Annotated in this window: 11 protein-coding genes; 8 read left to right on the forward strand and 3 right to left on the reverse strand. The window is 69.9% G+C overall.

Translation table 11 applies throughout. The features are described 5' to 3' along the window. Nucleotides 1-18 precede the first annotated feature (18 nt). Nucleotides 19-171: a hypothetical protein gene (locus NGB36_RS05260; RefSeq protein ID WP_255918869.1), complete on the reverse strand. Its 153-nt coding sequence runs from the start codon at nucleotides 169-171 to the stop codon at nucleotides 19-21. 538 nt (nucleotides 172-709) lie between these two features. Here NGB36_RS05260 and NGB36_RS05265 point away from each other — a divergent pair. The 5 genes from NGB36_RS05265 to NGB36_RS05285 all read left to right on the forward strand — a co-directional run bounded on the left by NGB36_RS05265 (nucleotide 710) and on the right by NGB36_RS05285 (nucleotide 7,025). Then, nucleotides 710-3,097, forward strand: a complete 2,388-nt coding sequence (locus NGB36_RS05265) for a phosphoketolase family protein (protein ID WP_255918870.1) — start codon at nucleotides 710-712, stop codon at nucleotides 3,095-3,097. A 184-nt stretch (nucleotides 3,098-3,281) separates the two neighbouring features. Then, entirely contained in the window at nucleotides 3,282-4,580 is a 1,299-nt protein-coding gene (locus NGB36_RS05270; RefSeq protein WP_255918871.1) for an ABC transporter substrate-binding protein, read from the forward strand. Between the two features lie 146 nt (nucleotides 4,581-4,726). Then, entirely contained in the window at nucleotides 4,727-4,867 is a 141-nt protein-coding gene (locus NGB36_RS05275) for a hypothetical protein (protein ID WP_255918872.1), read from the forward strand. 327 nt (nucleotides 4,868-5,194) lie between these two features. Continuing rightward, the gene (locus NGB36_RS05280) at nucleotides 5,195-5,854 is read left to right on the forward strand and encodes a hypothetical protein (RefSeq protein WP_255918873.1); all 660 of its coding nucleotides are present in this window, start codon (nucleotides 5,195-5,197) and stop codon (nucleotides 5,852-5,854) included. 124 nt (nucleotides 5,855-5,978) lie between these two features. Beyond that, nucleotides 5,979-7,025, forward strand: coding sequence for an enoyl-CoA hydratase/isomerase family protein (locus NGB36_RS05285; RefSeq protein WP_255918874.1), 1,047 nt, complete (start codon nucleotides 5,979-5,981; stop codon nucleotides 7,023-7,025). Here NGB36_RS05285 and NGB36_RS05290 read toward each other — a convergent pair. Further along, nucleotides 7,022-7,558: a ribonuclease FAU-1 family protein gene (locus NGB36_RS05290; RefSeq protein WP_255918875.1), complete on the reverse strand. Its 537-nt coding sequence runs from the start codon at nucleotides 7,556-7,558 to the stop codon at nucleotides 7,022-7,024. The genes NGB36_RS05285 and NGB36_RS05290 overlap by 4 nt on opposite strands. A 171-nt stretch (nucleotides 7,559-7,729) precedes the next feature. On the opposite strand from NGB36_RS05290, the gene NGB36_RS05295 reads away from it, so the two are divergent. After that, nucleotides 7,730-10,393 carry a bifunctional YncE family protein/alkaline phosphatase family protein gene (locus tag NGB36_RS05295; protein ID WP_255918876.1) on the forward strand — a complete coding sequence of 888 codons (2,664 nt, stop codon included), beginning with the start codon at nucleotides 7,730-7,732 and terminating at the stop codon, nucleotides 10,391-10,393. A 46-nt stretch (nucleotides 10,394-10,439) separates the two neighbouring features. Here NGB36_RS05295 and NGB36_RS05300 read toward each other — a convergent pair whose 3' ends face one another. After that, the gene (locus NGB36_RS05300) at nucleotides 10,440-11,276 is read right to left on the reverse strand and encodes a trypsin-like serine peptidase (protein WP_255918877.1); all 837 of its coding nucleotides are present in this window, start codon (nucleotides 11,274-11,276) and stop codon (nucleotides 10,440-10,442) included. 218 nt (nucleotides 11,277-11,494) lie between these two features. On the opposite strand from NGB36_RS05300, the gene NGB36_RS05305 reads away from it, so the two are divergent. Further along, on the forward strand, nucleotides 11,495-12,172 hold the full coding sequence (locus tag NGB36_RS05305) for a response regulator transcription factor (RefSeq protein WP_255918878.1): 678 nt from the start codon (nucleotides 11,495-11,497) through the stop codon (nucleotides 12,170-12,172). Continuing rightward, nucleotides 12,169-13,656 (forward strand): sensor histidine kinase, encoded by a 1,488-nt coding sequence (locus NGB36_RS05310; protein ID WP_255918879.1) that lies wholly within the window; start codon nucleotides 12,169-12,171, stop codon nucleotides 13,654-13,656. Before NGB36_RS05305 ends, NGB36_RS05310 begins: the two co-directional genes overlap by 4 nt. Nucleotides 13,657-13,723 lie beyond the last annotated feature (67 nt).

Genomic DNA, 13,723 nt, shown 5'->3' on the forward strand with positions numbered 1-13,723 from the left:
GCGACGCCAGGACACAGGTCATCGGTGGTCGGGACCCTGATCGTCGCCGTCGTCGCCCCGCTCGGCCTCTACCTGCACGCCTGAGACATCGAGCGGGAGCGCTCGGTCACGGTGGCACTGGAGGCCGAGCGGCTCTTCCTCGCCGGTGAGCTGCACGACTTCCTCGCCCACAACGTCTCGCGATCACCGTGCTGGCGCGGGCCAGCGGCGTTCTCGCCCTGGACAACCCGCACGTCTCCGCATCGCTGCAGCCCATGGAGGCGGCCCGTGGCGAGGCGATGGCCTCGGCCCGGCGGATGGTACGGGTGCTGGGCCAGGAGGGGCCCGCGGAACGGCAGCCGCTCACCGGGCTCGGCGAGACCGAGGAAGTTGGTCGGCGCGTACACGATCCCCGGCGCACCGAAGACGCCTGTGACGCTCCGTGCCGACCCGCAGTTCTCGGCAGGGCTGGCACCGGATCTCGCCGCTACCGTGTACCCGCATCGTGCGCGAGGCACTGGCCAACGTCACCCGGCACAGCACGGACGCCACCACGGTCCCTGCGACGTCCCCTGCTGCTGACCGCTGCGGACTGGCCGCTGCCGACTGGTCGACACTGACTGGCCTCTGCTGACTGGCCGTGCGGCCCGGTATCCGGTTGCCGGTGCCTTGAGCCTTCACAAGACTGAGGCATGTGTGCAGCACCCGCGACCGCGGAAGGCAGGACACCATGCCCGAGGCCACCACAACGACAGCGCCGGCGGACCTCACCGACGACGACCTCGCGGCCCTCGACGCCCACTGGCGGGCCGCCAACTACCTCGCCGCGGGCCAGATCTACCTGCTGCGCAATCCGCTGCTCACCGAGCCGCTCACCCGCGACGACATCAAGCCGCGGCTGCTCGGCCACTGGGGCACCTCGCCCGGGCTCAACCTGATCTACACCCACCTCGGCCGCGTCATCAGCCGGCGCGACCTGGACGCGCTGTGCATCTGGGGCCCCGGGCACGGCGGCCCGGCGGTACTCGCAGGGTCGTGGCTGGACGGCAGTTACTCCGAGACGTATCCGGACGTCACCCGGGACGCGGCCGGGATGGAGCGGCTCTTCCGGCAGTTCTCGTTCCCCGGTGGCGTGCCCAGCCATGTGGCGCCCGAGGTGCCGGGCTCGATCCACGAGGGCGGCGAGCTCGGGTACTCCCTCGCCCACGCCTACGGCGCCGCGCTCGACAACCCGGGTCTGGTGGTGGCCTGCGTGATCGGCGACGGCGAGGCCGAGACCGGGCCGCTGGCCACGTCGTGGCACGCCAACAAGTTCCTCGACCCTGTGCACGACGGCGCCGTGCTGCCGATCCTCCACCTCAACGGCTACAAGATCGCCAACCCGACGGTGCTCGCCCGGCTGCCGGAGCACGAACTCGACAAGCTGCTGCGCGGATTCGGCCATGAGCCGCTGCACGTGTGCGGAGACGATCCCGCCGAGGTCCACCGTGCTCTCGCCCGCGCCTTCGACCTCGCCCTGGACCGGATCGACCTCATCCACCGGCTCGCCCGCGAGGAGGGCGTCGAGGACCGTCCGCACTGGCCGATGATTGTGCTGCGCACCCCCAAGGGATGGACAGGCCCTCACGAGGTGGACGGCGTACCCGTGGAGGGAACCTGGCGCGCTCACCAAGTGCCGCTCCCGAACGTCCGGGAAAATCCTGGCCATCTGCGGCAGTTGGAGGCATGGCTGCGCTCGTACCGGCCAGAGGAGCTCTTCGACGAGCAGGGCCGTCCGCGCGAGATCGTGCTGCGCCACGTGCCGCAAGGCCGCAGGCGGCTCGGCGCAACCCCGCGGGCCAATGGCGGGCTGCTGCTGCGCGAGCTTCCCGTACCACCGCTCGAACCGTTCGCCGTCGACGTGGACAAGCCCGGCGCCACGCTGCACGAACCGACCCGGGTGCTCGGCGGCCTGCTGGAGCAGGTCATGGCCGCCACCGCCGGGCGGCGCGACTTCCGCATCGTCGGGCCCGACGAGACCGCGTCGAACCGTCTGGACGCGGTCTACGGCGCGACGGCGAAGGTGTGGGAGGCCGAGACGCTGCCCACCGACGAGCATCTGGCGCGCGACGGCCGGGTGATGGAGGTGCTCTCCGAACACCTCTGCCAGGGGTGGCTCGAAGGCTATCTGCTCACCGGCCGGCACGGTCTGTTCTCCTGCTACGAGGCGTTCGTCCACATCGTCGACTCGATGGTCAACCAGCACATCAAGTGGCTCAAGAGCTCCCGCAGGCTGCCCTGGCGGCGCCCGGTCGCCTCGCTCAACTACCTGCTCACCTCGCACGTCTGGCGCCAGGACCACAACGGCTTCTCCCACCAGGACCCGGGCTTCGTCGACCACGTCCTCAACAAGTCGCCCGAGGTGGTGCGGGTTTACCTGCCGCCGGACGCCAACACCCTGCTGTCGGTCGCCGATCATGTGCTGCGCAGCCGCGACCACGTCAATGTGGTAGTCGCGGGCAAGCAGCCCTGCTTCGACTGGCTGGGCCTGCAGGAGGCGCGCGACCACTGTGCACGTGGCGCCGGCACCTGGGACTGGGCCGGGACGGACAGCGGCGGGCGCGAGCCGGACGTCGTGCTGGCCTGCGCGGGCGACGTGCCCACGCAGGAGGTGATCGCGGCGGCGTCGCTGCTCCGCAGCCACCTGCCCGAGCTCGCGGTGCGGGTCGTCAACGTCGTCGACATGGCCCGGCTGCTCCCCGAGCGAGAACATCCGCATGGTATGCCCGACTTCGAGTTCGACGCCCTGTTCACCCGAGACCGGCCGGTCATCTTCGCCTACCACGGCTACCCGTGGCTCATCCACCGCCTGACCTACCGCCGGGCCGTCCACCCCCATCTGCACGTCCGCGGCTACATGGAGGAAGGCACTACCACGACCCCGTTCGACATGGTGGTGCGCAACGACCTCGACCGCTACCGGCTGGTGATGGACGTCATCGACCGCGTACCCGGGCTCGCGGTACGGGCCGCGTCGCTGCGCCAGTCGATGGCCGACGTCCGCTCCCGGCACCACGCATGGATCCGGGAGCACGGCTCGGACCTGCCGGAGGTCGCGGAGTGGAGCTGGCAGGACTGAACGCGGCCCAGCGGGGCTCCCGTTCATCCGTGGGCGCTCGTCTTGTCCCGGTGCGGATACTAATGCGCTTGAGCCATATCAACTAATGCGCATTAGTAGTCGGCGGGCCATTGACTTCTCACCGGGCCGCAAGGCAGCTTTGCGTCGTTCAATCCTCCAGCTCGTTCAAAGGAGTTCGCCGGCCATGCGCATCACCCGCTCAGCTGTCGCCCTCACCGTCCCCCTGGCGCTGTCCGCAGCGATGCTGGCCGGCTGCGGGGCGGGAGCCGCAGGCGGCAGCGGGTCGAGCGCCGGGGGCAAGGCCGAGGGCGCCATCACCTTCCAGACCTGGAACCTGCGCGCCAAGTACCAGAGCTTCTTCAACGGACTGATCACGCAGTTCGAGAAGGAGTACCCCTCCGTCACCGTCAAGTGGATCGACCAGCCGGCGGACAATTACGCCGAGAAGCTCAGCGCCGACGCCGCCGGCGGCACCCTGCCCGACGTCGTCAACGTCTCCCCCGACCTGGCCTACCCGCTCGCCAAGGCCGGCCTGCTGATGAACCTCGACACCTCGCAGGCCACGTCCACGTACAAGAGCGAGTACACGCCCGAGGCATGGCAGGGCAATGAACTGCCGGGCCTGGGCGGCTCGTTCTCCTTCCCGTGGTACCTCAACACCGGCCCGCTCTTCTACAACAAGGCGCTCTTCCAGCAGGCGGGGCTCGACCCCAACACGCCGCCGCAGACCTACGACCAGCTGTTCGCCGATGCCGAGCGGATGGCGCAGCACTCGGGCGGCAAGATCGCTGCGCTCGCCCAGGAGCCGACCATCGAGGACTTCGGCCGCTATGGCGTGCCGCTGATGAACTCCAGCGGGACCGCCTTCACCTACAACGACGCCAAGGGCGTTGAGCTGCTCACCAAGTACAAGCGGCTCTACGACGAGGGCGGGCTCGGCTCGCAGGCGCTGTCGACGACGCCGGACGCCGCCGGCCAGGCGTTCCTGGAGCAGAAGGTCGCGATGAACCCGGGCAGCGCGCTGGACCTGGACAACTTCAAGACCAACGCGCCCTCCCTGTACAAGAACATCGGGATCACGGACGCGCCCAACAACACCGGGCACCCGAACATGTACGTGATGGGGCTCGGCGTCAACAACCAGAGCAAGCACAAGGCGGCGGCCATCGCCTTCGCCCACTTCATCACCGACAAGCAGAACCAGGAGGCCTTCGCCCACCAGGTCGCGATCTTCCCCTCCACGGCCGGCTCGCTGCAGGAGCCGTACTGGACGAAGGATGACGGCACGGACGAGGGTCGGGTCCGGGTCGCCTCCGCCGAGATGCTCAAGGGCGCCGTCAACTACACCCCGCCGGTGATGAGCGACCAGATGAAGACCGTCCTGCAGCAGGAGGTCGCCAAGGCACTGCAGGGCAAGGAGTCCCCGCAGCAGGCGCTCAACAACGCTGTCAACGAGAGCAACCAGCTGCTCAAGCAGGGCTGACGGGCGTCGCCTGCGGGCAGCGCACGCCCCACTCCCCCTGCCCCTCGCTCCCAAGGAGTGCTTGATGAGCGTGAGCTCACCCTCGCCTGGGACCGGCCCGCGATCACGGATCGTGATGTGATTGGAATTTCATATTCGCACTTGTCATGTCCGAGTACACCTGGAGCACGCCGGTCAAGTTGGCGACCGACATCTCCGTATCCGAGGTCGGCCCGAACGCGCCGAACGACCCGAGCAAGGCGCTGCGGGCCGGGTCGAAGTGCCGGACGTGGCGGTCGACCCGGTGAGTTCGGGCTGACGTGTGATCAGCAGCTGACGGTGAGCCATGCAGGGGCAACCCACGGCCGGCGGGCCTCGCGTGGATCACCGTCTTTTTGATTCTTCTGACACTCATTCGGATCGCACCTGTGCGATGGAATGCATTGCGACGTGACGTCACCTCGTGACCTGCGCAGACGTGGCGCTCATTGCTGCGGTCGAGCGACAGGAGGCGGTGCGGGGCCGTCCGGCCCCGCTATGCGGGATGCCCTGATTGCTCCTTAACTCCTCTTTAGGCCCGGATGAACCGTTTCGTGGGTACCCGCCTACGTCCGCGGCCGCAGGAGGTCATTTCGATGCACGCCTCGCGTCTCTGGGCTGTCACGTCGCTGACGGCGGCCGCCCTCGCGCTGGGGTCACCGGCGGCTGTCCACGCCGTCGACGCCCCTGCCCCGGCTTCCCTGCCGGGACACGTCGTCACCCTGCAGGACACGCCGGGTGACTTCCCCGTCCCCGGCGGCCGGGGCCACCAGCCCCGCCGCCACCACCACCGCCGCCACCACCGTCGTCACTTCCGGCACCGTCGTCACCAGGAGCGCCGTAACCATCGCCGTCTCGACCGCTGCGTCCGCCGCGTCCGTATCGCGCGCGACATCTCGGCGAGGCTGACCTTCGGCTCGTGGGGCCCGCGCGCGGTGATCGAGGTGAGGCGTGACGGCCGGTTCGACGGCCGTAATGGTCGCGGCGTCGGACGTGACGACCGCTTCCGTCACCACCGTGACCGTCTGGTGCTCGACGCCCGTCACCCTCGGGGCCGTATCGACGGACTGCGCGCGTGGATCCATCGCTTCTACGGACGTCCGCCGGTGCTCGCCGTGCGCCTGGAGGAGCGGCGGGAGGGCGTGGGCCGCCTCGGCGGGCGTGGTGGCCGTGACGGCCGCTTCTCCCACTACCAGCTGCGTCACTTCGGCTTCCCGCGGTACTGCCATGACCACCGCCGCCGGACCGCCGCCTGACGCGGACCGACCGGAGTTCAGCCCCCGTCCGAGTTCTCCCGGGCGGGGGCTCCTCCGTTCCGCCCGCCCGTTTAGAGTGACGTCGGCGCGACAGCACAGCACAGCACCGGCGAACAGGAGCAGCATGCACCACCCCGCGCACGGGACGGCGACGGAGACGGTCAAGGCGATCGCCCGTGGCGGCATCGGATCAATCGTGCTGAACCGGCCCGCCGCGCTCAACGCACTCGACCTGGGGATGATCGGGTCGATGGCTTCGGCACTGGAGCAGTGGCGCACCGATGACGCGGTACGGGCAGTGGTCATCCGCAGCAGCTCGCCGAAGGCGTTCTGCTCGGGCGGCGACATACGGGCCGTGCGCGCTGCGGCGGTGCGCGGGGACCACGAGGCGGTACGAGCGCTGTTCGCCGCCGAGTACGCGATGGACGCGGCCATCGCCGCCTACCCCAAGCCGTACGTCGCCCTGATCGACGGGTTTGCCCTCGGCGGGGGTCTCGGGATCTCCGTGCACGGCACCGCGCGAGTGGTGACCGAGCGCGCGACACTCGCCATGCCGGAGACCGGGATCGGCTTCTTCCCCGACATCGGCGCCGCGTACTTCCTGCCCCGCCTGCCCGGTGCGGTCGGCTGGTACCTGGCTCTCGCCGGCACGCGAATCTCGGCCGCCGCGGCGGTCGAGACCTCGCTGGCCACGCACTACGTCACCGCCGACCGCCTTCCCGCGCTCGAACGTGCGCTGGACGCCTCGGGCGGCGAGGACGTCACGGGCGTGCTCGACCGGTTCGCCTCGCCCCCTCCCCCGTCCGAGCTCTGCGGCCACTACGCCGCCATAGAGCGCTGCTTCTCGGCCCCGACCCTGGACGAGGTCTTCGAGCGGCTCGCCGCTGAGCGCAGCGACTGGGCTGCGGAGACCCTCGACGGCCTGCGGCGGGTCTCCCCCGCCGGCCTCGTCCTCACCTTCGAACTGCTGCGGCGCGGTGCGTCGACCACGCTCGCCGAGTGCCTCGACCGTGATCTGCGGCTGGCCTGCCGCGTGGCGAGGAGCCACGACTTCCAGGAGGGGGTGCGCGCCGCGCTGGTGGACAAGGACCGCAACCCGTCCTGGCGCCCCGCGGCGCTCGCCGAACTCGCCGAGCCCGACCGGGCCGAGCTGCACACCTGGCTCGACTAGGACGGGCCAAGCCGGCCGACAGGCCCCAGCACCCCCGCGAAGCCGTCTGCGCCGCGCGCCAGCCGCTCCAGTTCGTCGAGGGCGCGGCGCGCGTGCTCGGCGGCGTCCGGGTCGCGCTCCTGCAGGCCGCTCGCCGCGAACTCGTCCTCGTCGAGGCGCAGGACGGTGGCCCGGTCGGCCGAGAGCCACAGGTCCAGGTCGAGGTCCGGGACGACGAGCGCGCTGCTGCGGACCGTGGCCGGCCGGCACACGTCGCAGTACCACCCCTTCAACTCGCCCGCCACGTCCCGCACTTCCTTGATCGAGTACCACCGGTGGCGCCAGTAGTGCTCGGTGAAGACATCGCCCTGCTCGAAGCGGGTGAAGCCGAAGTCCCGGCTGGGCGGGCCGGCCCAGGGCGCGCGTACGACGATATGGTCGGCGTCGTCAAGGACCACGACGGCCGGGTAGCTCACGTCCGGGCGCGGATGTTTGACGAGCTCGACCGTGACCGGGCTGCCCGGTGCCAGCCTTTCGCCGCCGGAATCAGTCATCTTCCGACATTACACTTCACTTTCCTGCCACCCGTGTTGGTGGCTGCCGTTCAACGTTGGACCGTACTTTCGGTCTCCGTCGATATCAGGAGCGTCCGTCCAGGACGGTCCCTCAGTCTGCGGAGGCAGTTGAGGATGGGTTACCAACGCTTCAGAAGACCGGCCGTCGTCATGACGACGATACTGGCCCTCGCCGGGACCGGCATCGGCGTCACCTACGCCGCAGGTGGCTTCGGCAACACCACGCTCGGCTCCAAGCTGGTCGGCAAGCAGGCCGACGGCTCCTACCTCACCTCCAACAACCAGTTCGTCACCCCCGCGGGCGACACCATCTCCGAGTTCGGCCGCCCGATGGACCTGGCCGTCAGCCCGGACGGGAAGACCGCCGCCGCCCCCAACACCGCAAGCCCCGGCATCGTCACCATCTTCGACCTCGTCGGCCGCAAGGTGCTCCAGCAATATCAGCCGCCCTCCGGCACCGGCAACGGGAAGATCTCCAACGGCGGCATCCTGTACTCTCCCGACGGCAAGCACCTGTGGCTGGCGCAGACCTCCGACCTGCTGCGCTTCGACGTCTCGGCCCACGGCACGGTCTCCGCTCCGGTGGTGGTCCCGCTGCCCGGCGTCAGCGGGCGCCAGGCCGTGCCCACCGACCTCGCCTGGGCACCGAACGGCACCGATCTGCTGGTGACGCTGAGCGGCAACAACACGCTCGGCGTCGTCGACACCACGACCAACACCGTCACCCGGCAGATCCCGGTCGGCAATGTGCCCGACAAGATCGCCGTCGTCGGCGGCAAGGTCTACGTCAGCAACCAGGGCGGCCGCACCGCGCAGCCGGGCGACCAGACCGACGACTCCTACGGCACGCCGATCGTCACCAACGGCAACCAGGACTCGATGGCGTCGACCGGCACCGTCTCCGAGGTGGACCTCTCCGCCGGCCGGCAGATGAGGACATTCACCGTGGGCCTCGAACCGAGCGCACTGCTCGCCAGCGGCAGCAATCTCATCGTGGCCAACAGCAACGACGACACCGTCTCGGTGATCGACACCGCCAAGCAGCAGGTCGGCCAGACCTTCAGCGTCAACCCCGCGCCCGGTTCGAAGTTCGGGGCCCAGCCCAACGCGCTGACGATGCTCGACCCGACCCACCTGGCCGTCAGCCTGGCCCGCGACAACGCTGTCGCCGTCTACGACTTCAGCGGTGCGTACGGCCAGCCGAGCTTCGAAGGCCTGATACCCACCGGCTGGGTGCCGGGCTCGCTGTACGAGGACACGCAGCTGCACCGGCTGCTGGTGGCGAGCGAGCAGGGCCTCGGCTCAGTCGGACCGAACGGTTCGGTCGACGAGGGAGGCGGCCCGGTCACCGGCCACCAGGTCTACAACTACGAGGGCACGCTGCAGCTCGTGCCGACGCCCTCGTCGCGCCAGATCGAGGCCGACACCCAGCAGGTGTTCAAGAACAATCAGTGGAACGGTCTGCTCGGGCGCAACCAGGCGGGCAACGGCAGGACCGCCCCGGTCGCGGTGCCGCTGCACGTCGGCGATCCGTCGAAGATCCAGCACGTCTTCCTGATCGTCAAGGAGAACCGGACCTACGACCAGGTGCTCGGCGACGACCTGCGCGGCAACGGCGACCCCGCCTACGCCCAGTTCGGCAAGCAGGTCACGCCCAACATCCACGCATTGGCCACCCGGTTCCCGCTCATCGACAACCTGTACTCGGACGGCACCAACTCCGCCGAGGGCCACAACTGGATCGACCAGGCGTTCACCAACAGCTACCTGCAGCAGATGTACGGGAACTACACCCGTTCCTACGGCGGTGACGACGCCCTGCTCAACGTCAAGTCCGGCTTCATCTGGGACGACGCGCTCGCCCACGGCAAGAGCGTCACGGACTGGGGCGAGTACGCCGACGGCTACAAGACCGCGAGCGGCCAGCCGGTCGGCGGCACATGGCAGCAGTGGTACCAGGACTCGCAGATCCTGGAGGGCAAGGCCACCGGACAGCTGCACGTGCCGATCGGCACCTACCAGCCGACCACCGACATCCCGTCGCTGAAGAAGGTGTTGCAGCCCAACTTCCCCGACTTCCAGCTCAACATCCCCGACCAGTACCGGGCCGACCTCTTCCAGAGCGACTTCGCCACGTACGTGGAGAAGGGCAACCTGCCGTCGCTCAACATGATGTGGCTGATGAACGACCACACCGAGGGCACCAGCCCGGGCGCGATCACGCCGTCGGCACACGTCGCCGACAACGACCTCGCGCTCGGCCGGATCGTGGACACCATCTCGCACAGCCCGTACTGGAAGAACAGCGCGATCTTCGTCATGGAGGACGACTCGCAGAACGGCATCGACCACGTCGACGGGCACCGCAACCCGACGCTGGTCATCAGCCCGTACGCGAAGCGCGGCGCGGTGGTCGACACGTACTACACCCAGCTCAACGTCGTGCGGACCATCGAGCAGATCCTCGGTCTTCCTCCTATGAATCAGGAGGACATGACGGCCAACCCCATGTACGACGTGTTCAGCAACAAGCCCGACTTCACGCCGTACACCTACCTGCCCAACCAGATCCCGCTGACCACGACCAACCCGCAGCCGAACGGGCTCGGCGGGGCGGCCAAGGTATGGGCGCAGTGGTCGGCGCAGCAGAACTACAAATCCGAGGACATGGTGAACATGCAGCAGGAGAACCGGGACATCTGGTACTCCAGCAACGGCTTCACCACGCCCTTCCCCGGAGACAGCAAGGTCCTGCTGCCCAACCAGGTGCCGGGCGCCGACACGGCTCCCACCGGTGACGGCGACGACGGCTGATCACCAGGATTGTGCGGATCACGCGGCCGCGTGGGAGGGACAGGGCTCACCGTCGTCCCTCCTGCGCCGTCGCTGCCAGGTAGAGCTCGTGCACGTCCTGGCCGAAGACCGCGCTGTAGGAGACGTCGGGGGTGTTGCCGCCCGCCTGGTAGCCGCCGATCACGCCGATGACGGTGCCGGTGCGGGTGACGGGGTCGAACCCGGTCAGCCAGGGGCTGCCGCTGGTGCCGCCCGGGAATCCGGTGCAGGCGATGCGCAGTTGGTGTGCGCCGAACCGGGTGATGACGTTGTGGCAGGAGATCGGCTCGCTGCCGTTGGACGGGTAGCCGGTGAGCTTCACCTTCCGGCCGGACCCCATGTCGTCGCCGAGCCGGTTGCCGCCGAGCACGTCCTCGATGTGGCGGCCGCCGAGAGGTTGCAGGACGACGAATCCGACGTCGAGGTCGGGGTCGGAGGAGTCGATCCAGCGCCGGTCGACGACGAGCCGTCTGACGTGCCATTCGCCCTTGGGAGCGACGCCGTCGCGGTAGCTGGGGACGAAGACGATGTCCGACTTGTATGTGCGGCCCCTGCCGCCGTGGATGCAGTGGGCAGCGGTGACGATCAGGTCCTTGCCGGGGCTCTGGACGACGCTGGCGGTGCAGAAGTGGTCGCCGCCGGAGTCGTGGTCGAACAGGGCACCGATGCGGGCGTTGCGGATCGTGGGCGGGGATGTGTATCCGGTGCCCATGCGGCGGTGGTGGCCCACGCCTCCCGCATGGCGCAACCGCTGGGCCGACCAGCCGCCATCGGCGGCGAATGCGGACGACCGGGCGCCGGCGCCGCCGCCGGTCCCGCACGACACCAGGCCGGCGCAGCCGCCGACCAGGAGGAACGCGGCCACGCGCCTGGACCACGGGCCGACTCGCTTCGTCCCGGCACGCAGGGGCCCCATCGCCGTCCGCCTTTCGATCACCGCACCTCGACCGATACTGCGGTGACCAGGCACGATCCGCGACCGCTGCCGTCCGGACGGTGTAGTTCCCGCCCCCGCGGGGAGCTGCTTGGGTGCTGCTTGCGGGCCGTTCCGCGGCCGTTTCCGGACATGCGATGCTCTACCGCATGCGCGTACTGGTAGTGGACGACGATGCGGCGATCCTGCGCTCGCTCGGGCGAGGGCTGCGCCTGAACGGTTACGACGTGGCACTCGCCGACAGCGGTGAGGCGGCGCTCGCTCAGCTGGAGGCGCACGCCGCCGACGTGCTGGTGCTGGACGTGTCCATGCCCGGCATCTCGGGGACGGAGGTGTGCCGGAGGCTGCGCGCCGCCGGTGATGACATACCCGTCCTGATGCTCTCCGCGCTCGACGAGGTCAAGGACCGGGTCGCCGGGCTGCAGGCCGGCGCCGACGACTACCTCGTCAAGCCGTTCGCGTTGCAGGAGCTGCAGCTGCGCCTGGAGGCGCTGCTGCGCCGCCGCCCGCCTGCCCCCACCGACGTGGTGCGGGCGGGTGATCTCCTCCTCGACCCGTCCTCGCATGAGGTGACGTACTGCGGGGCGGCGGTGCGGCTGACCCGGCGGGAGTTCGAGCTGCTCGAAGTGCTGGCCCGTAACGCCGGGGTGGTGCTCACACGGGACCAGCTGCTGGACCGGGTGTGGGGATACGACTTCGAGGTCCGCACCGACGCCGTCGACACGTTCGTCAGCTATCTGCGGCGGAAGCTGGAGGGCGGCGGGCGGCCGCGCATCGTGCACACCGTGCGCGGCGTGGGATTCGTCCTGCGTGAGGGTGCGCGATGAGGCTGTCGACGAGGATCGCCCTTGCGGTCGGGGTGATGGTGCCGCTGCTCGTGCTCGCCTCGGGCGCGCTGCTGGTGCAATTCGTGAACCGGGACGCGCGCGCCGAGCAGACCGCACACCTGCGGGACCGGGTGGCGCTGCTGCTGCCGGTGGCCCGGAACGTGATCGCGAGCGAGCAGAACGGACGCGTGGCCCAGGAGCAGACCCGGCAGCACCGGCTCTTCGCCGACGCTCTCGACGTGGGCGTGCGGCTGGTGAGGCCGGACGGGACGGTGCTGTCCGAGGGCGGGCCGCAACCGGCGGACTCGGTGCAACTGCCCGCCAGCGGGCAGAACCCGGTCACGGTCACCGACGGGATCCTCAGCTGGGAGGCGCTCTCCCGGCCGGTCGGCGCGGCGCAGGCGTCGGGGGCGACGCTCTGGGTGTTCTCACCCGAGTCGCTGGTGAAGAGGCAGGTCCGCGCGGTGCGGGGCCGTGTCCTGCTCACTGCGCTGATTGCCGCGCCGGTCGGCGCGTTGCTCGCCTGGGCGATCGCCGAGCGGGCCACGCTGCCGCTGCGGCGGTTGCAGCGGCGCGCGGGCGGCCTCGACCCCCGCACCAGCACGGCCCGTCTGGAGCACACGCCGTCCCATGTCACGGAGGTCGATGACCTGGCGCGCGCCCTCCAGACACTCCTCGCCCGCTACGACGAGCAGGCGGCGAGGACGGGAGAAGCGCTGGCGACCGCCCGGTCGTTCTCGGCGGCGGCCTCGCACGAGCTGCGCACGCCGCTGATGAGCATGCAGACCAATCTCGAGATCCTCTCCGCCCATCCGGATCTCGACCCGGCGGAACGGGCCGAGGTGCTGGCGGACCTGCGGGGTGAACAGGCGCGGCTGCTGGGGCTGCTCGCGGCGCTGCGGGCGCTCGCCCAGGGCGATCTGGTGGAGGCCGATGCGTTCACGGCGGTCGATCTGGGCGAGCTGGTGGAGGCGTCAGCCGCCGACATCGCGCGCCGCGCGCCGGAGGCGCGGCTCGTTGTGCGGGCAGGAGCGGGGCTGCGGATACCCGGCTGGGAGCCGGGGCTGCGCATGGTCGTCGACAATCTGCTGGGCAATGCGCTGGTCCACGGACGGCGGCCGGGAGCGCCGGCCGATATCGAGGTCGTCCTGCGGCCGTCCGGCGACCGGGCGCGGCCCGCCGCCGTACTGACGGTGAACGATGCGGGACCCGGCATTCCGCCGGAGGCACGGGAGCGGGTGTTCCAGCGCTTCGAACGCGGTCCCGACAGCCCTGGCACGGGTCTCGGCCTCACCCTCGTCGCCCAGCAGGTGGATCTGCACCGCGGGACGGTCCGGGTGCTGGACCGGCCGGACGGCCGTCCCGGTACGCGCTTCGAGGTACGGCTGCCGCTCGCGGAGGGCACGGCCGGTGACACCCGGACCCTCGAACTGCCGCGCAATCGCAACTGGCTGAGCGTTTCGGGACAGCCAACGGCCCGATGACGACGGTGTGTTCCGCCCGGAGCCCCGAACTCCGGGCGGAACACACTATCTTCCCCTATTTCCCCTC

It is taken from the genome of Streptomyces humicola, from assembly GCF_024436035.1.
Lineage (GTDB): Bacteria > Actinomycetota > Actinomycetes > Streptomycetales > Streptomycetaceae > Streptantibioticus_B > Streptantibioticus_B humicola.